The sequence below is a fragment of the Alteromonas sp. 4NH20-0056 genome, from assembly GCF_057539655.1.
Genome location: NZ_BAAJLS010000003.1, coordinates 131,966 through 152,962, shown reverse-complemented (window position 1 = coordinate 152,962; position 20,997 = coordinate 131,966). Strand labels below are relative to the sequence as shown.

Sequence of the window (20,997 nt, the reverse complement as noted above, 5' to 3'; positions counted from 1 at the left end):
CGCTTTAGACAGAGACGGGAATTGATGAGGGATGTGAAAGTCCTTTCAAATGAGCCACTACACTTCTTCCCAATGCACTGAGGTCGTAGCCACCTTCAAGCATACTAACAACTCGACCTTCACAGCACACATCTGCAATGTCGCGTATATGTTGGCTTATCCAGAAATAATCATCTTCGACCAATCGTAAATGCGCCATTGGGTCCTCGGCATGTGCATCAAAGCCCGCAGAGATTAAAATAAGCTCAGGCTGGAAGTTCTTAAGCGCATCGAACCAATGCTGCACTTTGGTACGAAAAACCTCTCCAGTACTCCCCGCATCGAGTGGTACACACATAATATTACTGGCTGATACAGGCGAACCTGAGTGTGGGTAAAAAGGATGTTGGAAACTTGAACACAGCATGATGCGCTGATCGCCGGCGACAATTTGCTCGGTACCATTACCGTGATGCACATCAAAATCAACAATAGCAACACGCTTTAAATGGTAAGTTTGCAACGCATAACGCGCTGCAATCACAATGTTGTTGAATAAACAAAAGCCCATCGCACTGTCGTAGGTAGCATGGTGCCCAGGAGGTCTCGTGGCACAAAATGCTTGCCGGTCATTACTTTGCATAACCCAATCTACTGCATTACACCCGGCTCCAGCTGACTCTAGCGCTGCAGGTAAAGAATGCCGCATTAATCCTGTATCGTCATCTAGCCAGGCGACTGCAGGCTGAATACTTTCAGCTGCACTACCTGTGTTTATGATTGGTTCAAGCATAGCGGCACGCTCGAATACACTTTTTATGTAGTATGGGTCGTGGGCAAGGCTAAGGTATGCTTCAGGGATAGGTGTTGCATCGGCATGCTCACAAATCATGTCTAGACCCGACGACAACAACTGATCGTCTATGGCGTATAGCCTATCGGGTGATTCAGGATGCTCAGCGCCCATGTCATGCTTGGTGCAGTGCTTACCGCGAAATATTCGAATGGTCATGATAGTGATGCCACATCTAGAACAAGTTCAACATCGCTTGGGTCACCGGTAAACACGCGTGTGAATTTCGCTTGTTCAAAAATGGTTATCATAGGCTTATTATCGCCCCTGACATAAGCCATCATCTTACTGATACCACGTTGCTTAGCAATATCAATTAAGGCATGTAATAACCGGCTGGCCATTCCTTTTCCTTGCTGTGTTTCTCTGGTCACGAAGGCAGCCTCGCAGGTATTTGTCGCCGCATCGTAATAAAAACGCCCTACCGCATGAATAGTGATGCGCGAGCCTTCTTGACGCACAATACATAACGCGGCGTCTGAGCTTTGATCAACACTCACCAAGTTACATGACTTCTCACGAGACATTTGCTTAGGGTCGTAGTTATATCGAAGACGAAGTGTTTCTTTTGTATGCGAGTAGAAGAACTCCTGAAGACGCCGTTCATCTGCTGGGTTCAATGGCCGCATGTAGAACTTTTCATTATGGATTTGAAGCTTTTTAAGCTGTATTGCGCCTAATTCAGGAATGTCAGTAGGGTATTTTTCTTGATAGTGCGGTACCCAATAATGCTGGCGAACCTCTTCAAGCAAGTGTGCTCTGAACTTGGGATGCGCTACTCTAATAAGCTCTAATGCTCGTTCCCGGATACTTTTTCCCTTCAGCGATGCAATACCATACTCTGTCACCACATATTGTACGTTGCCTCGCGAGGTCACCACTCCTGAGCCTTCTGTTATCCGTGGCGTAATTCTTGATATGGCTTCGTTTTTCGCGGTTGACGGTAACGCGATAATAGCCTTTCCACCTTTACTGATAGACGCACCTGTAACAAAATCAACCTGCCCTCCTATGCCACTGTAAAAGTCATAACCAAGAGAGTCGGCGACCACCTGCCCTGTCAAATCCACCTCTAATGCGCTATTTATAGCAACCATGTTGTCATTTTTAGCGATATTGGTTGGCTTGTTGACATAGCTGCTAGGGTAAAATTCAATGTGTGGGTTGCTATCAATCAGGTCGTATAATTTACGCGTACCAATAGCGAAGCTCGTGACCACTTTACCGGGGTGAAACGTCTTCTTTTTATTGGTCACTGCGCCAGACTCTAACAGTTCAATAATACTGTCAGTAAGCATTTCACTATGAATGCCCAAGTCTTGGTGATTACATAAATACTTTAATGTGGCATTGGGTATCTTACCAATACCAAACTGTAAGGTGGCGCCGTCATCCACTAACATAGACACGTATTGCCCAATACGTTCAGCGACCGAATCGATGGGCGGGGCCGTTACCTGAACCAGCGGTTCGTCGGCCTCTATGCACGCATGAATTTCACGAATATGAATATAAGAATGCCCAGCCGTACGAGGCACATTGGGGTTAATTTGCGCAATAACTTTTTTACTTTGGCGTACAGCTGACATCCCGATATCGACCGATGCGCCCAAAGAGCAATAGCCAAATTCATCCGGCGGGCTGACGTTTATAAGCGCAGCATCTAAAGGTAATGTGCCATCGTTAAATAAACTTGAAACTTCAGAGAGAAAGACTGGCGTGTAGTCAGCGCGACCTTCATCAACGGCACGGCGCATTGTTTCGCCACCGATAAAGAAAGTGTTGGCTTTAAACAGGTTTTTATATTTTTCATCAACCCAACGGGTATCGCCTAGCGCAAGCATGTGCACTAATTCAATGTCGCTCAGCCCATTGCTATTGTCGATAAGATGTTGAACAAGCGCATAGGGAACAGAAGCATTACCGCCGACAAACACTCTACATCCAGACTTTATGAGTGATTGCCATTCAGGTTGGGGGGGCAAGGAGAACGTCATTCCAATGAGCCTTTTATGCCAAAAACCATATGCTAATAATGCCACAAACTATCATTATTTCACGTACTGTTAGGTAAATTATCGTAGGCGATTAGTCTTAAATACAAACGGCTGCAGCCAAAAATGAAAGGCGTTGCACAGAATATCATTGCTTTGTGACAGCCGATGCCCGTCGCGCACGCAGAGCAGCTGTGCCTGCTTTTCTTCTGCATAGTTTAGCGTACTCGACATTGGCGTAATATCGTCTTGCCAACCATGAACAATAAACGTTGGGCCGGTGAAGTCATAGTGCTGTACATCGTAGCCAGGCAACCACAACGCGGGCGCAAGCAAAAATACACCTTTAACCGGCACGCTCGCTGCGGTGACCAACGATACATAACCGCCCATACTAGAACCGACTAAGATCACATCACCCTTGTGAGGGGTAATATATTTAGTTAGTCGCTCTACACGTGCGTCAGGTGACGACAAATCTTGGTAGTCAATACTCTCTACCGCGAAGCCAAGGGCAGTGGCCACATCGGCTAGCGACTTAATTTTACTGCCCCATGGCCCACTTTCTTTGCCATGAGAAAAAACAACTGTCGTCATAACCACTCCTTTGACCTGGGCAACTAGCGTTGCCACCACCCTCGTTTATCGTGAGAACTTATTGGCTATCGTTCTTTTTGTGAAACAGTCTCTCTACCATTACATAAAACATAGGTACGAAGAAAATAGCTAAGAACGTAGCGGCAATCATGCCACCCATAACGGCAATACCAATTGCGTTTTGGCTCGCTGCCCCAGCGCCACTGGCAAGTGCTAAAGGTGTAACCCCTAATATAAACGCCATAGACGTCATTAAGATTGGTCGGAAACGCTGAGAAGCGGCATTTGATACCGCTACCATCAAATCTTCGCCGTTTTCATACTGCTCTTTAGCAAACTCGACAATAAGAATGGCGTTTTTCGCAGCCAAGCCCACCGTAGTTAAGAAAGCCACCTGCAAATACACATCGTTTGGCAAACTGAAAACATAGGCGGCGACAACAGAGCCCAAGATCCCCAGAGGCACGACGAGCATTACCGCGAAAGGCACCGACCAGCTCTCGTATAGCGCAGCCAAACACAGAAATACGATCAGTATTGATATGGTATAGAGCATAGGGGCTTGAGAGCCCGCTTGTTGTTCTTCAAACGATAACCCCGACCACTCGATGGCAAAACCAGAGGGAAGCTGCTCGACTAGCTTTTGCATTTCTTCCATTGCTTCACCCGACGACACACCTTCGGCTGGGCTACCTTGAATATTTACCGATGACACACCGTTAAAGCGCTCCAACTTAGGCGAACCATATACCCACTGCGTGGTAGCGAACGTACTGAATGCCACCATATCGCCGTCGGCGTTACGCACAAACCATTTATCAAGGTCATCAGAAGTCATTCGATGCTGCGCATCAGCCTGCATGTAAACACGCTTTATTCTGCCACGGTCAATAAAATCATTAACGTAACTTGACCCCCACGCTATCTGCAACGCACTGTTTATTTCGCTAAGATTTAACCCTAAAGCAGATGCTTTTTCGCTGTCGATATTAATTTTAAATTGAGGAACGTCACTCAACCCATTAGGGCGCACGCCTGCAAGCTTAGGGTTTTGGGCGGCCATACCTAACAACTGATTTCGCGCGTCCATTAACGCAACATGCCCATTCCCACCTCTATCGACAAGCTGCATGTCGAAACCGGTGGCATTTCCCAACTCCATGATAGGCGGTGGAACAATAGGAAACGCTGACGCGTCTTCAATTTTACTAAAGGCACCAAACGCACGGCCTACCACAGCGAACGCTGAGCTGTCTTCATCGCGTTCACTCCAATCGTTCAAGTTCAAAAATGCCATGCCAGCGTTTTGCGCCTGCCCTGCAAAGCTAAAACCCACCACCGCAAATAGCCCATTAACAGCCTCTTTTTCTTCTTCAAGGAAGTAATCTTCGGCCTGTTTTATCGATTCTAAGGTTCGCCCTGCGGTTGCGCCTGGTGGCGTGCTGATCAGCACCATCATTCGGCCTTGGTCTTCGTCAGGCAAAAAGGAGCCAGGCAATTGGCTAAAGATAAAGACCATACCGCCCACTAACAGCCCATACACGACAAAATAGCGTTTCGCACGTTGAGCCATGTGCGTTGTAGTACGTTGGTAGCTGTCCCGCCCTTTATTGAAGTTACGGTTAAACCAACCAAAGAAACCTTTATTCTTATCATGGTCCTCTGAATGCTTTTTCAATAACGTGGCACACAACGACGGCGACAACACAATAGCAACAAGTACAGAGAAGCCCATCGCAGACACGATGGTTATTGAAAACTGACGGTAAATTGCACCCGCTGAACCACTAAAAAACGCCATGGGAATGAACACCGTAGACAATACCGCCGCAATGCCCACTAGCGCACCGGTAATTTGGGTCATCGATTTTTTAGTGGCTTCCTCTGGCGAAAGCCCTTCTTCTTCCATGATACGTTCAACGTTTTCTACAACGACAATGGCGTCATCAACCAATAGACCTATGGCAAGTACCATGGCAAACATGGTGAGCACATTAATACTGAACCCAAAAGCAAGCAGTACGGCAAACGTTCCTAGCAATACCACAGGAACGGCAATAGTAGGAATAAGCGTTGCTCTCCAGTTCTGAAGGAAAAGCAACATAACAAGAAATACCAATACGACGGCTTCAATCAGTGTTTTTACTACGGATTCAATAGACAGTTCGATAAAGGGTGAGCTGTCTACCGGATACACCACTTTCACGCTATCAGGTAAAGTAGCACGCAACTCTTCCACTCGCGCTTTTACAGCCTTTATCGTGTCTAAAGCATTAGCGCCAGAGGTTAAACTAATAGCCATACCCGAAGCCGCTTTTCGGTCGTAGCGCACAATAACATCGTAACTTTGCGCACCTAACTCAACACGTGCCACATCGCGCACGCGAACCTGTGAACCGTCGGTGTTCACACGCAATACTATGTTCTCGAAGTCTTCTTCGTTTTGTAGCCTACTTTGCGCTTGAATTGTGGCGTTAATTTGCTGATTTTGAATGGCAGGCAAGCCCCCTAACTGACCGGCTGACACATCGGTATTTTGCACTTTGACCGCGGCCTGCACATCAACAGGGGTTAAGTTGTAACTGTATAATTTATCCGGGTCTAGCCATATACGCATAGAGCGCTGTGCACCGAAAACACGAACGTTACCGACGCCATTAACGCGAGAAATGGGATCCCTAAATTGAGACACAAGCAAATCACTCAAGTCGTACTGCGACATTGAGCCATCTTCAGAGTAAAAGCCTACTGCTAGCGCAAATGAGCTATTTGATTTTGATACCGTTACCCCTTGTTGCTGCACTTCTGTAGGTAATAGCGGCAACGCGCCTTGTACTTTATTTTGCGTTTGTACCTGTGCAATATCTGGGTCGGTGCCCGGTTCAAACGTGAGGTTTATCGACATAGTGCTATTTGAACTACTTGCCGAAAAGTAGCGCAGATTATCAATGCCAGAAAGGCTTTGTTCGATAACCTGTGTTACTGAGTTTTCTACGGTTTCTGCAGAGGCACCTGGGTAGCTCGCAGCGATGCTGACGGTGGGCGGCGCAACTTTAGGGTACTGCTCAATAGGCAGCGTATAAATGGCGAGCACTCCTGCCATCATAGTGATAATGGCGAGTACCCATGCAAAGACGGGTCTATCTATGAAAAACCGTGCCATAACGACTCCTACCGTGAACCGCGTGATGAAGGCTGCCACTCAGACGGATTAACCATCGCGCCGGGCTTAACCTTTTGATAACCGGTGACAATAATACGCTCACCTTCACTGACGCCGCTTTTCACAACGTATTGGTCTCGGTAAATTTTTCCTATTTTTAACGCCCTACCTTCAACTTGATTATTATCGGTAACCACGTAAACAGATAGCGAACCATCTGTTTGTCGCGTGGTAGCTCGCTGTGGTACGAGCAACGCGTTTTCTTTGCCTGTGATAACGTGGCCCTTAACGAATAGACCGGGAAGCAACACCCCTTCTGGATTTGGCATTTCTGCGCGCAACGCCACCGAACCTGTACTTTCATCAACAGTCACTTCTGAAAACTTCACACTTCCTGTATGGGGATATTTCTCACCAGTCACTTCATCAAGTGTTAGCTCAACCGGCATTGAGCCTTTACTTCTCATTGTTTGGCGTAACGTGAGAATTGCACTCCCCGATTCCTGCATATCGATATAAATAGGATTAAGTTGCGTGATTGTGGCTAACTGCTGAGCTTGGTTAGTGGTCACCAAGGTACCTTCTGTTACGTAAGAACGGCTGATTTGACCGCTGATAGGCGCATACACTTTGGTGTAGCCAACATTGACCTTTGCAACATCTACCGATGCTTCAGCAACACTAATCGCCGCTTGCGCTTGCTCTTTTTGTGCAATAACGTCGTCATATTCTTGCTGACTAACGGCATTCTGTTTAATCAAATTTTTATAACGATTGGCTTTCGCTTCAAGGGTTTTCAAATTGGCTTGGGCACTTTTCACATCAGCAATCGCGCTGTTTAATTGGGCACGATATCGCGCATCATCAATTTGATATAACTGCTGCCCTTTTTCTACCTGTGCGCCCTCTTCAAACAAGCGCTCAGTAACCACACCATCTACTTGTGGCCTTACTTGAGACTGACGCGATGGCGTAATACGCCCTGGTAGTATCATCTCGTGAACAACAGGCTGCGCCTTTAACGTTATTACAGAAACAGGGGTTGCAGGCCTTTGCTGCTGAGCACTGGTTGCTTGCTGGGATTCACCCGAACACCCAGCTAGTCCTAAAAGGACAGCGATAACGAAAGTAATGGTTGGTATGCGACGCATGATAGGTTCTCTTTTCCATAGTCATATTGCCAAAAATGATAACGTTTACCCTTACGTAAACGCGAGAAAGCAATATGTAGTCGGCCAGTATAACAATTTTAGTGTTTTACGTTTCATATAAACGTAAAATATCGGTATGTGGTTTTGCCTATTGTGGCGGTGGGCTGAATAAAATAACAGCGATTGCCGCTGAATAGCGTTTTACATCGGCAAACAGCATATTTTTTTGTGTGATTTCACCGCCTATTTTTGCCGTGCACGCCTTATGTTAACAGCGTTTACAACATTAACGTTTTTACAACACATTGATGTGTCGTAGCAGCAATTTGTACGCTGCAATTACCTCTTGGGTATCGAGTGTTGATCCCCCTTTATCTGGGTGAACAAATTGCAGCTTTTTTTTGTAGTGTTTTTTAATAGCGACTAATGTCAACGTAGTTGCTGTGTCGATATCAAGCAATTCGCACGCGTGTTTAATATCTTCAGTAGATACCTTAACGGGATTACCAGCCATGCGCTGCCAAAAATCGTCTATGAGCGTTTCAACATCTTCTAGCGAGGTAGAAGTCATATTATGTAGGTTAAGGTAGTACTCGGCTAACGCATCAATAGCGCCGATATTTTTGGCGTGCGTTTCACTGTGTTGTGGTTGAACATTAGTATCAACAGCGCGTAACACAATGTTAGTCGCATGAATATCAAGTTCGCCAATACCCTGTAGACGCCATTGCTCGCGCAATTTATATAAGCAGTGAAACAATAAGAAATGTGTATTAAACAGGATAAGCGGGTCGCTCAACTCAGCATCTTTGAATAGTGCGAAGGGCGGCGCTTTAAGGGTGTTGATAAGCGAGTATTCGTTTATTCCCCTCTCAAAAACGGGGCGTAAAGTTGCGAGAGTATCAATGAGAAGCGTGAGGTGGGCGTCTGATACAGATGTACGCTCAGTGTCGCTGAATTCAATCAATTCATTTTACCTTTGCATTGCGTTAATGAAGGAGTCGGCCGCTTTGAAGGATAACAAAAACATGACAAAAAGTAGCCAAGTCATCGTAAATGTCTAAAGCATATGCATTCCTAACAAAACAATAAATAAACGCGATAAATTGAACCAATTTGCAGTATTCGCTGTTAAAGTAACCGTAAAATGCACAAACCCACTCACAAACACAATAATATTCAGGAGTTCACTTGAAAGCACTAATTGCCCTTACCAGTATTGTCGGTTTTCTCATGGTGGTGCTGCCCGGCCCACTTTATCAGTATGCGGGCGTTGGCCTTGGCACAGCGTTTACGTCGCTACGTTACGGTGTTTATGTCGGTGGCGCAGCAATCATCCTTATTATCCTGCAAGTGCTAATTAATCGTAAGAATATTAGCTGGGGAAGCACGATTGTTTATGCCGTTTTGGCATTTGTTGCTATTGGTATGCCGGTTAGTATGATGGGCAAAGCCAGTGCTGTACCGCCTATCCATGATATCACCACTGATGTGACCAACCCTCCTGCGTTCGTAGCGATTGCACCGCTACGCGAAGGTGCACCAAACCCTATAAGTTATGAGGGTGGCGACATTACCAAACAACAACTTGAAGCCTACCCTGAAATCAAAACCCAGTTACTACCTCAGACGGTTGAAGAAGTGTACGGCGCAGCAGTGAAAGCGATAAACACGCTAGGTTGGGAGCGCGTTGAAACCGGCGCATTACCCAACACCATAGAAGCCACCGATACTACAACATGGTTCGGCTTTAAAGATGATGTGGTTATCCGTTTAACGGCACAAGGCGATGACACACTTGTTGATGTACGTAGTAAATCTCGCGTAGGCAAAAGTGATTTAGGCAAAAATGCAGAGCGTATAAACACGTTTCTTGCGACGCTTCGGGCGCAGTTAGACAACATGTAAATACCCTCTATATTGATAAAAGGCCCACCGCATAACGTGCTGTGGGCTTTTTTATTGCCCGTCCTACCCGTACAACCTTTATATTGGTTAGCAATATACACATATTCAGCCTGTACGAATTTCGGCTAGTCGATAGCTTTTTGCGATAGAATGTATGCTTACGACTGTTAATTTACCTACATTTCGCGATATAAAGACGTATCGTTCTAACGCGATGCACCAAACATAAAAGTAGGAAGTAAAAGTATGACGCGAAAGATTTTATTGGTATTGAGTTTACTGGTGTCATCGGTGCATGCTGATAGTGGATCTAGACTGATTGCTTCCGGTGGCATCACAGGCTTTGAAGGTGTAGCAGGCGGGGGGCTGACACCATGGGCATTTATTGGTGGGTACGCGAGCAAAGAAGAAGTCAGTTACTCTGGAAATATCCAATATTTAAGCCTTAATGATTACACCTTATCTACTGCGGGGGTTAGCGTCGGTATATTTGACCGGGTTGAGCTTAGCGTACAACGTCAGAAATTGGATATCTCATCAGGGTTAACCAGCAATGTATTCGCTTTACTCACCGACGGTGCAATAACAAACGCCAATGCAGCAACCATTGAACAAGATATTATTGCCGCTAAAGTAAAAGTATTGGGCGATGGCGTATTTTCACAAGACAGTTGGCTGCCTCAAGTATCGGTTGGTGCGCAATACAAGAAAAACCGCGACTTTAATACTTCACTTCTACTTCCTAATGGTTCTGCCCCACTTCCCAATGCCGGCGTACCTAAATTATTAGGGGCCGCTGATGACAGCGGTGTTGATGTATATGTATCTGCCACCAAACTGTGGCTTGGCATACCCAATGGCTTTAACCTACTCACCAATGTGACCGCACGCTATACCAAAGCAAATACGTTCGGTTTATTAGGGTTTGGTTCAGCAACGGATGATAGCGCAACACTAGAGTGGGAAGGCTCTCTCGCATTACTCGTTAGTCCCACAACGGCGATCGGTACAGAGTTTAGAACTCAATCGAACCGTCTAGGTGGACTCGCTGAAGAAAATACGGCAGTCGATGCGTTTATCGCCTACTTCCCGAATAAATCAGTTTCTATTACCGCTGCCTATGTGGATTTAGGTAATCTGCCGTTACAAGAAGACTCGTCCGGCTTTTACCTTACCGTTAACGCTAACTTCTAAGGAGAACAACGTTGATACTTTCCCGTTCGCTTTTCACCACATTTTTCTTGGCGTTTGCCATGTTAACAACAGGCTGCGCCAGTACGACCGAACAAAGTCTATATGATGAAATAGGTGGGCACGATACGCTAAATACAATTTATGGCGTTGCCATTACCCGTATTTATAACGACCCAACAATCGGCCATTATTTCAAAGGTGTTCCAAAACGTCATTTAAGAGAGCAGTTAGTCTCACAAACCTGTGATTTAATCGGTGGTCCTTGCGAATATGACGGCAAAACCATGATTGAATCGCACAAGGGGCTTAACATTCAAGAGCGCGATTTCTATATTTTGGTTGAATACGTTCAAAGTGCCATGCGTGACGTTGGGCTCACCTATCAACAAGAAAACAAAATTCTACAGAAGTTAGCGCCACTCAAAACAGATACCGTCTATTTGTAACCTTGCTACGGCGCTGAAAACACTTATTTATAAAGGTGTTTGCTTGCCGGGTTCGTAGAAAAAGGCAACTGTTTTTCAAAAGTTTATGCACCGCGTAACAATATTGTAGTTTTTGTGCATCTATTATGCGTGGCTGATCGTTAGTTTAAGGTAAGTACACTTATTCTGAATGATTTATGACTAAAACACGCCTCATTTCTACTATTACCGCCTCGGTTATACCGTTATGTTTTTCGCCAATGGCACTTGCGCTAGACGACCCGGAAGAAAGCATTGAACATATCCGTATCAATGGTGACACCACCACGAAAAATGGAGAGTTTGTTTCAGCATCCCAAGGTTGGGTTAGTGGCGATACATTGGTAGAACGCCCTATGCTACGCACCGCTGAAATGCTGGAATTTATTCCAGGCATGATGGTGACGCAACACAGTGGCTCGGGTAAGGCGAATCAGTATTTTCTGCGAGGTTTTAATCTTGACCATGGTACCGATTTTGCGGTGACCGTTGATGGTATGCCAGTCAATATGCGCAGCCATGGGCATGGCCAAGGCTATTCAGATTTGAATTTTGTTATCCCTGAATTTGTCGATAATCTTAGTTATTTCAAAGGGACTTACTATGCCAACATTGGCGACTTCTCAAGTGCAGGTGGTGCCTACTTTACCTTACGAGATAATGTAGAGCGTAATAGTCTCAACATCACATTAGGTGAAAATGCCTATCAACGCGTTGCCAGTTTGCATCAATTTGATTTACAGCGCGGTAAGTTAATTTCTGCTATTGAATATCAAACCTACGATGGCCCTTGGACCGACATTAGTGAAGACGTAAGAAAAAAGAATGCAAACCTTCGTTACGTTACACCGCTGTTAGACGGCACATTGTCGGTAACCGCTATGGCCTATGATAATAGTTGGAACGGTGCTGATCAGGTTCCGGAACGCGCGATTAAAAGCGGCCTTATTGACAGACTTGGCTCTATCGATACCCAAGTGGGTGGGTCATCGTCTCGCTACAGCCTATCGGCAAACTACCAAAGCGACACATGGAACGCCTCATTTTATGCCATCGATACCGACCTCTCCCTCTTTTCAAACTTTACGTACTTTCTCGACAATCCCGAAGCAGGCGATCAATTTGAACAACGTGATGATCGCAAAATTTTTGGGGGTGAACTTTTTACTACACTGCCTTTATCGGTTACCGAAGGCAGCTCAGTAACATTAGGTACGCAGTGGCGCATTGATGATATTGATAACGTTGGCCTCTATCGCACACAAAACCTCATGCGTTTAAGTACCATTAGAGAAGACGAAATAAAAAGCAGCTCATATGCTGTATTTGCACAGTCAAACATCATTCTTGGTGATTCCTGGGCAATGGCTCTAGGCTTGCGTTATGACTTACTGGATGTAGACGTAGACAGTGGTTTAGACGCTAATAGCGGCAGTGAAAACGACGGTTTACTGTCGTTAAAAGGTGGGCTTAAGTATTACGTAAATGACAGTGTTACCTTATTTGCAAATATTGGCCAAGGCTTTCATTCCAACGATGCCAGAGGTGCAACCATCAGTGTTGACCCGTTAACTAACGAGGCTATTGATGCTTCACCACTGCTTGTGAAATCACTGGGCTACGAAACGGGTATAAATTGGACAAACAACAAAACCTACAATGTATCTGCGGCATTGTGGCAGCTTGAACTCGATAGTGAGTTGGTTTACGTAGGCGATGCAGGTTTTACCGAAGCAAGCCGCCCATCGAAACGTTACGGCGTAGAACTCAGCGCGTACTACTGGGTTAACCACCATCTTACTACGGACATTGAAGCCGCATGGACAAAAGCAAGATTCAGTGACACAGCAGAGGATGAAGGCAAACATATAAACGGTACGGTACCCGTGGTGGTGAGTGCCGGAGCGACGTGGTATGACAATAGCGATCAGAAAGGGTTTAGCTACACACTACGAGCCCGATATTTAAGCTCAAGAACCGTAGACAGTTTCGACACCGTCTCACCGCCATCTGCTTTCTTACTGAACACCCAGGTCGCTTATCGTCAAGAAAATTGGGAAGTGAGACTAGAACTATTAAATACGTTAGATAGCGATGCACATGACATTGATTATTTCTATGCGTCGCGTCTTCCTCAAGAGCCTGAAGAGGGAGTGGAAGATTTACACTATCACCCTGTAGAGCCAAGAACGGCAAGATTAACTTATACGCTTCGTTACTAATGAAGCGTAAGTGAGCCCGATCAGTCTCAACATCATTACGACACCGCACCCTGTGACATTCAAACGGGGTCCGAAAGTTTTAACACTACTCTTCGTAAAAACGCGCTAAAATACTAATATGGCCAGTACAAAGTAAACGAGTAGTATGCTGAATACACCGAATAGTTTTGGTGCGTGGTATCGTATGATGCTTTATTGCATCCTTATTCTGCCGCCTTCAGTAACTACCGCTCAGACAAAGAACACGATTACATGGATGGTCGATGAAAGTGATTTTATCGAGCTTTACCTATCTGAAAAACAGGTTTCAATTGGTATTGATACCGCTAATCTTGTCCTACAGCAGTTACCTCACTACACCATTGAGTTTAATGCGTCTCCTGTTCCAAGAACGAATCAACAGCTAAAAATAAATGATAATGTTTGCACGGCAAACCGGATTAAAACAATTGATAGAGAGGCGAGTAACTTATTCAGTTTACCCATGAGCCTACACCCCAGTGCACGGCTTTATTACCGCAAAGATAGTGTAAATATCCCAGAGGCATTGATTGCCCAGGACGGGACACTAATCAATTTAGCTGCCTTGGTTACGGTGAATGCAAAAGCCAACTTTGGTATTGCTCGAGGCTTGTCATACGGCGAAATGCTCGACGATGTTATCGCGAACATCCCCTCTGACAGAGTGTCTTTTTACAATTCTGAAAAACGCTATAAAAGCGGGCCGAAATTATTATCTGACGGCCTGTTAGATATGACCTTACTCTATTCATCACAATGGTTTCAACTTAACGATACGCCATTACCTGCCGACAGCAATATTGCCTATATTCCGTTGAAACAAGTTCCCTATTTCATTCCCACCTATATTGCATGCAGTCGTAGCGCATTTGGGCACAACGTTATAAATGATATTAACGAGGTACTGTTGTCGCTATACGATAACGACACGTTTAAAGCGGCCCATAAGCGTTACTTGCCCAAGCAAGAATATGCGCTTTTTGAAGCACAGCTTGAGAAGTTGAAAACGTTACAAAAACGAGACGCTAGCCCAACGCTCACAGTGGCCTTCGACCACTTTCCTCCTTATTCTCTTATCGGAGGTGATGGCGAATTTATCGGGCTCGACAGAACATTTATCGAAGAAATAGCCAAAAAAGCCAATATAAAAGTCGACTTTTACGCCTGCCCGTTTGCACGCTGCTTAAAATTGCTCGAACAAGGCGATGCAGATTTATATGTCAGCCTATTTAAAACACGCGAACGGGAACAATACATAGAGTTCATTGAGCCTCACCATGGTATTGAATCAAGCCAAACCTTTTATGTATTAACGGACAGAAACATCACGATAGCAAGCTACGAAGACTTGGCGGGGAAAAGAATAGGCACGATACGAAACAGTAAATATTTTGAGCCTTTTGACAGCGATACAACGCTTAGAAAGTCTCCATTAGTGAGTGCTGATGTCATGCTAGATATGTTAATCGACAATCGCGTTGATGCTATCGTGGGCATAAAAATAGCAATCGATGACATCATTAAAAAGCGCAATTTAACAGGCACAATACGACATGCGAAATATGCCTATCCTGGCTCACGCAAAACCTATTTGGGAATGTCTAAAAAATCACGCTTTACCTACCTACTGCCTGCTTTATCACAGGCCGTTGCCGATACCCCCTATCCGTTGCGTTAATCCCAAAAGTACGTTGTCTACAATCGCTACTACACCACCGTTCATCGCAGCCGGTTTGACTGTACAAAAGTTAGTCTACACTATGATGTAAGTTGTCGATAATTATCAAAATAAAAAGGAATACACATGCAACTAACGAGACGGTGGTTCTTGTTTTTATTCAGCGTGCTGATGCTGCCAGCACATGCTGGCGTGCTGATGAAGCCTGTTCAAGACTCAGATTTAGTTTATGACAGTAAACTTCTCGATGGCACATACACAACCGAGATTACTCACCCAGATGAACTGCTTGGGTTTCCTATTGGGTCACGCGTTGCTAACCCACAAGAGATTCACGCTGCCATTATGCATTGGTCAACGCAATCCGATCGTTTGAAAGTTATCGAATACGCGCGTTCACATGAAGGGCGCCCCCTGGTGGCAGTATTTATATCAACACCCGAGCAGTTATCTCAATTAGATGATATTCAAAATAACATTGGAAAACTTGCCGACGCTCGTGAAACATCAGACAGTGAGGCTGCGCAAATCATCGATGGTTTGCCCGCTATTGCGTGGATGGCCTACTCTATTCACGGCAACGAAACATCCGGCGCTGATGCAGCGCTGGCTGCTATTTACCATCTAATAGCAAGTGAAGACAGTTCAGTGACGTCGCTACTAAGCAACATGGTTGTGGCTATCGACCCAATGATGAACCCGGATGGTCGTGCCCGTTTTGCCAAATCACTCGAGCAGTATCGTGGTACCGCGCCCAATATCGACGACCAATCACTGCTTCATCGTGGCGATTGGCCTTCTGGGAGGACTAACCATTACTTCTTCGACCTTAACCGCGACTTCTTTTATCTAACGCAGCCTGAAACTATCGGGCGCGTGGCACTTATAAATAAATGGCGACCTCAGCTGATGATTGATGGGCATGAAATGGGTAGCCAAGACACTTACCTGATGGGCCCTCCACGACAGCCACTGAATGACAACATTGATCCTAATTTACAAAAGTGGTCTAAAGTTTTTGCTCGCGACCAATCCTCGGCATTTGACAAAAAAGGCTGGCGTTACTACACGGGAGAATGGTTTGAAAACTGGTATCCCGGGTACTCAAACTATTCAGAATATCGCGGCACGATGCATATCTTATACGAACAATCCCGTATGGCTGAAGATGGCGTTCGTCGCCCCGAGGGCACAGTACAAACGTACCTTGAATCGGTTCATCACCAGTTTGTGTCGACACTTGCTAACCTGCAAACGCTAGCGAAACACAGCAAAGCCATGTACGAGGACTACTGGCAGGGACGAAAGAATAACATTAGCAACAAAGGAAAATTTGCGAACCGCACATATGTTATTTTGGCCAACGACAATCATGGAAGAACACAGGCTTTTGTCGACCGCTTACTGGCGCAGGATATCGACGTATATACTACCACCCGCGATATCGAGGTAAGTAAAGCGGTTAATCATCTTGGTGAAACACTGAAAAGTACGGTAGTACCCAAAAACAGTATTGTAGTGCCGAACCGTCAACCTGAAGCCCCCCTTATTGCCGCTATTTTAGAGTTTGAAGCGGGCGTTAACGAAGCTGTATTGCTGGAAGAACGCCAAAAGACGCTTCGCGATGGCTCATCAGTTATGTACGACACGACAGCATGGAACCTGACCATGATGTATGGCTTACAAGGTCTCACTGTACCTGACCATATGACCAAACATCTAACGCCTTATAAAGCATATACGCCATCACACAACGTAAGCAGTAATGCTATTGCATGGGCCGTTGACGGTGCCGATGACCGTTCACTTGCCTTTGCCGCGAGACTCATGGAACAGCATGTTCACGTTCGCTTTCTAGATAAAGAGGCCGAGCTAGACGGTAATAAACTTAACCGAGGCTCTATTATTGTCACGGTCACTGATAACCCGAAAAGAGACGATTTAGACGTAATCAGTAAAGCAACGGCTGACGAACTTGGCCTTTCAGTGGTATCTACTGGTAGTGGGTTTGGGGAAGGTGAATTGCCAGATTGGGGTGGCAGGCACTTTCGTTTACTGGCAAAACCGCAAGTGGCCATTCTAAGTCACGGCGGCTTTTCAAGTTACGATGTGGGCGCCACGTGGTGGAGTATTGATACGCACTTGGGCATACGTCACAGTCAAGTTGATGTTGCGTCATTAAACCGTACAGACTTGCGCCGTTACAACGTACTCGTCATGCCTGCAAGCTGGGGCAATTCGCTAACCAAAAGCCAAATAGAGACCATTGAAAAGTGGGTTGAAATGGGCGGAACGTTAATCGCAAGCGCTCAGTCGGCTGGCAAAATTGCTAGCGACAACGGCATTGGTAAAGTGCGTACACTACCGTCTAGTTTCGAGAACGCACAACAGTTCGATATTGCACTGACGCGAGAGTACCTTGCCACACAAGAAACCGTCAATACGTCAGCAGTTATGTCGCATACGCTAGCGGGTAGCTATGATTTTCCATGGGCAAATCAACCAAAACCATTAAAAGAAGATGAGCTCACCCGCCGTGATAAGTGGCTTAAACTGTTTATGCCTAGTGGCGCTATGATTGCTGGACGTACCGACCAAGATCATTGGTTAACCGTGGGTACCCCACCAACACTACCGCTTCTATACGCAAACCAGCCGCTTCTCATGTCAGACGATAGCAGCGAAGCAGTAATACGCGCGGGCGTGTTTATGCCGTTACAGAAAACCTCTGGTGACGATACCACTAAGAAAAACATGGATTGGTGGTACAACATGCCTGCCGATAAAGCACTTAACGTGCGCATGAGTGGCCTGGTGTGGCCAGAAGCCCAACATAGAATAGCGAATACCGCTTATCTTACACGGGAACGACTTGGCAGCGGTCAGGTGATTTTGTTTTCTGGCCAACCTAACTTTAGAGGGTCAACACGAGGCACTAATCGCTTGCTATTGAATGCTATCGTTTATGGGCCAGGCCTAGGTGCAAGGGCGCAAATAGATTTATAGCACGTAAATGTATGCCCACATCACTACAACGTGATGTGGGCTTCTTTCTTTTGTTGTTTCAATATCAATCTCTTAATTAAAAGCCCACTCGCTTTTGTATAAGCCTCTCAACCATGAAGAAGTCGTAATTTCTTTTCTTATGCGATGCAACTACCTAGCGTAAAGTCTACTGGTATAACGTGTAGACTGAGGCTATGATTATTTATGCAGAAAAGAGAAGAAGAACAATGGCATTACAATCTAATTTGAACACTATCGACCGCGTATTGCGTGGCATGATAGGCATTTGTGTTACCGCATTCGCGCTGTTTAATGGCGACATTATCGACGATATTTTTATTGAGGTATTGTTAGGCATTTTTGGTGTACTGAACCTCATTTCGTTAGCATCTGGTTGGTGTCCGGTATATCAAATTGCGGGGATCAGCACCAAAAAACGTTAATAACTTCTAAAGGTTACGGCTAAACCGTATGCAAATGGCTCCCTTACTCGAACGCAAAACGTCGGTACGTCCTCGACTTATATTGGCGTGCCTAACGGTTTCATTGCTCATCGCCGCCATATATGTCACGGTTTCCTACCGCCTCACTGCTGACGTTAGTCTTGAAACAGAGTTAAATGCCATGCAGCGTGTTGTAAGGTTGTTAAACAACGAGCTTTTACGGCGTGATGGCAATTTCTCTTCAAAAACTGACGCATTTTCAAGGCTTCTTATAACACCCGAAGACGAAGCCCCAAAAGTATTTCAGGTTGCATCGCAGACCAATCAATGGAAACAAGCACACTTGCTTTCCAATGAAGAAATGGACCGCCTTTTACTGACATTTGAAAATGAGCGCAGCCAAGACAACCACTTAATCACACATGACGGTAATACCTACCTTTGGTATCAGCAGAAAAGTGATGATTACACCATCACCTTTATTCAACAAACGGTCGTGCTAGACACCACCCTGTCACTGGTTGCCAAGCGATTATTAATTACATCGATCATCGTATTCTGGATTGCCGTATGGTTGGCGCTTACGCTGTCATCGTTAATTGCCAAGCGCGCAGAGGAAATCAACGATGCACTTACAGAATTAGCCACAACCGATGCATTAACTGGGCTACCCAATAGGCTTTATCTTACTGATACGCTGTCTACAGCACTATGTACATTAGACGGGCAGAGCGCGGTGAGTGAGGGCTGTCTGTTTGCGATTGATTTGGATAAGTTTAAAGAGGTCAATGACTCATTTGGTCATACCGCAGGTGATGAATTACTTAAAAGCGTGGCGCAAAGAATTTCAGACGTAACGGAATCACCTCACGAAGTAATACGAATTGGCGGTGACGAATTTATTATTTGGGCGCCTGAGTGCTCAATTGACGAAGGCAAACGTATCGCACAAAAAGTGGTTGAGTCATGCGATATCCCCATTCTCATTAACGGCCTTGAAATCAATACGGGCGCAAGTGTAGGGTTTGCTCACTTCCCAACACATACTGATAACTCCGAAACGCTTATTTCATGTGCCGATACGGCAATGTACAAGGCAAAAGAACAACGTAGCGGATGGCAACTTTACGATGCGCAAAAGGTCGCAAACTATAAGCAAGATTTGCAGCTGCGCGCAGAAATTAACGACGCCATGTTGAAAAACCAGTTAATACTGCATTTTCAACCTAAAGTGGATATTCAAACCGGACACATTGTCAGCGTAGAAGGGCTATGCAGGTGGGAACACCCTCAACTGGGTTTACTGATGCCCTTCGCATTTATTGAACTCATTGAGCATAGCGGTAAAGTGCAAGAGTTTGGTCGATACATAATTAAGAAAGCCATTGAACACGTGTCAATGTGGCGACAAGAGGGTATCTATACACCAATTGCCGTGAACTTATCCCCTTACAACTTGTTAGATCCAGGGCTAGATAGCTTCATAAAGGGTTTGCTGAACGATTGTGATGTGCCAGCAGAATGTATCGAATTGGAGCTTACTGAAAACGAGACCTGCCTCAATATAAAATATATCCAAGGTGCGCTGGATAAAGTAAGGCATTTAGGCGTTAAGCTCGCCATAGACGATTTTGGGACAGGAATGAGTTCATTGGCATACCTTGCTAACCTTCAAGTAAACGTACTCAAAATTGATAGGACATTTATAAAGGATATCGAAACGAACAGTGGCCACCGTGCTATCGTTGCATCAACGGTGACCCTGGCAGAATCATTTGGCTGCGAACTTGTCGCCGAAGGTGTAGAAACGCAATCTCAAGCGGCCATTCTTACGTCGATGGGCTGCAAACTAGCTCAAGGCTATTTGTTTGCTAAACCCATGCCTGAAGAACAAATAAAAACACTGTTGATTAACGGAGAGCCGTTGGGGCAACACCCTTCTAGACAAGCCGTTTAAACACGTTACGCTACCATTATTTCAGCGCACTGAATTGCTCATAAGCCAACATCGCATCAGCGGCATACATTAGTGATGGACCTCCTCCCATGTATACTGCCATCCCAAGTGTCTCTTCAATTTCTTCTTTGGTCGCTCCAAGCTCTACCAACGCTTTAACATGAAATCCAATGCAACCATCGCATCGTGTTGAGACGCCAATTGCTAGAGCGATCAGCTCCTTGGTTTTTTTATCTAATACGCCGTCCTTCGTCGCGGCCTTTGCCATTGCTGAGAAACCTTGCATGGTATCGCCAATATCTGCACGCAATGCTTTCAAGTTTGACGAGATACGTTCTGTAATTTCGGGGTATGATTTGCTCATTGG

Annotated in this window: 15 protein-coding genes; 8 read left to right on the top strand and 7 right to left on the bottom strand. The window is 45.4% G+C overall.

All coding sequences use genetic code 11. The features are described 5' to 3' along the window. Positions 1–4 precede the first annotated feature (4 nt). The 6 genes from AC27EZ_RS06825 to AC27EZ_RS06800 form a co-directional block, all read right to left on the bottom strand. Positions 5–991: a histone deacetylase family protein gene (locus tag AC27EZ_RS06825; RefSeq protein ID WP_487134621.1), complete on the bottom strand. Its 987-nt coding sequence runs from the start codon at positions 989–991 to the stop codon at positions 5–7. Next, a complete protein-coding gene (locus tag AC27EZ_RS06820; RefSeq protein ID WP_487134620.1) occupies positions 988–2,829 on the bottom strand; it encodes a GNAT family N-acetyltransferase in 1,842 nt (613 codons plus the stop codon). The genes AC27EZ_RS06825 and AC27EZ_RS06820 overlap by 4 nt, the downstream gene beginning before the upstream one ends. A 78-nt stretch (positions 2,830–2,907) precedes the next feature. After that, positions 2,908–3,423: an alpha/beta hydrolase gene (locus AC27EZ_RS06815; RefSeq protein WP_487134619.1), complete on the bottom strand. Its 516-nt coding sequence runs from the start codon at positions 3,421–3,423 to the stop codon at positions 2,908–2,910. Between the two features lie 58 nt (positions 3,424–3,481). After that, positions 3,482–6,586, bottom strand: a complete 3,105-nt coding sequence (locus tag AC27EZ_RS06810) for an efflux RND transporter permease subunit (protein ID WP_487134618.1) — start codon at positions 6,584–6,586, stop codon at positions 3,482–3,484. A gap of 8 nt (positions 6,587–6,594) precedes the next feature. After that, positions 6,595–7,737 (bottom strand): efflux RND transporter periplasmic adaptor subunit, encoded by a 1,143-nt coding sequence (locus AC27EZ_RS06805; RefSeq protein WP_487134617.1) that lies wholly within the window; start codon positions 7,735–7,737, stop codon positions 6,595–6,597. Between the two features lie 295 nt (positions 7,738–8,032). Continuing rightward, on the bottom strand, positions 8,033–8,704 hold the full coding sequence (locus AC27EZ_RS06800) for a DNA-J related domain-containing protein (RefSeq protein ID WP_487134616.1): 672 nt from the start codon (positions 8,702–8,704) through the stop codon (positions 8,033–8,035). Between the two features lie 224 nt (positions 8,705–8,928). Here AC27EZ_RS06800 and AC27EZ_RS06795 point away from each other — a divergent pair, with 224 nt between their 5' ends. The 8 genes from AC27EZ_RS06795 to AC27EZ_RS06760 all read left to right on the top strand — a co-directional run bounded on the left by AC27EZ_RS06795 (position 8,929) and on the right by AC27EZ_RS06760 (position 20,630). Next, a complete protein-coding gene (locus tag AC27EZ_RS06795) occupies positions 8,929–9,645 on the top strand; it encodes a DUF1499 domain-containing protein (protein WP_487134615.1) in 717 nt (238 codons plus the stop codon). A 246-nt stretch (positions 9,646–9,891) separates the two neighbouring features. Then, positions 9,892–10,839, top strand: coding sequence for a DUF3034 family protein (locus AC27EZ_RS06790; RefSeq protein ID WP_487134614.1), 948 nt, complete (start codon positions 9,892–9,894; stop codon positions 10,837–10,839). A 59-nt stretch (positions 10,840–10,898) separates the two neighbouring features. Then, positions 10,899–11,285, top strand: a complete 387-nt coding sequence (locus AC27EZ_RS06785) for a group I truncated hemoglobin (RefSeq protein ID WP_487134934.1) — start codon at positions 10,899–10,901, stop codon at positions 11,283–11,285. Between the two features lie 176 nt (positions 11,286–11,461). Then, positions 11,462–13,525: a TonB-dependent receptor gene (locus AC27EZ_RS06780; RefSeq protein WP_487134613.1), complete on the top strand. Its 2,064-nt coding sequence runs from the start codon at positions 11,462–11,464 to the stop codon at positions 13,523–13,525. 145 nt (positions 13,526–13,670) lie between these two features. Further along, positions 13,671–15,224, top strand: coding sequence for a transporter substrate-binding domain-containing protein (locus tag AC27EZ_RS06775; RefSeq protein WP_487134612.1), 1,554 nt, complete (start codon positions 13,671–13,673; stop codon positions 15,222–15,224). Between the two features lie 126 nt (positions 15,225–15,350). Beyond that, positions 15,351–18,230 carry a M14 family metallopeptidase gene (locus AC27EZ_RS06770; RefSeq protein ID WP_487134611.1) on the top strand — a complete coding sequence of 960 codons (2,880 nt, stop codon included), beginning with the start codon at positions 15,351–15,353 and terminating at the stop codon, positions 18,228–18,230. A gap of 227 nt (positions 18,231–18,457) precedes the next feature. Next, positions 18,458–18,673: a YgaP family membrane protein gene (locus tag AC27EZ_RS06765; protein WP_487134610.1), complete on the top strand. Its 216-nt coding sequence runs from the start codon at positions 18,458–18,460 to the stop codon at positions 18,671–18,673. Between the two features lie 28 nt (positions 18,674–18,701). Continuing rightward, positions 18,702–20,630, top strand: a complete 1,929-nt coding sequence (locus AC27EZ_RS06760; RefSeq protein WP_487134609.1) for a putative bifunctional diguanylate cyclase/phosphodiesterase — start codon at positions 18,702–18,704, stop codon at positions 20,628–20,630. A gap of 16 nt (positions 20,631–20,646) precedes the next feature. Here the strand turns inward: AC27EZ_RS06760 and AC27EZ_RS06755 are convergent, their stop codons facing one another. Next, positions 20,647–20,994, bottom strand: coding sequence for a carboxymuconolactone decarboxylase family protein (locus AC27EZ_RS06755; RefSeq protein WP_487134608.1), 348 nt, complete (start codon positions 20,992–20,994; stop codon positions 20,647–20,649). Positions 20,995–20,997 lie beyond the last annotated feature (3 nt).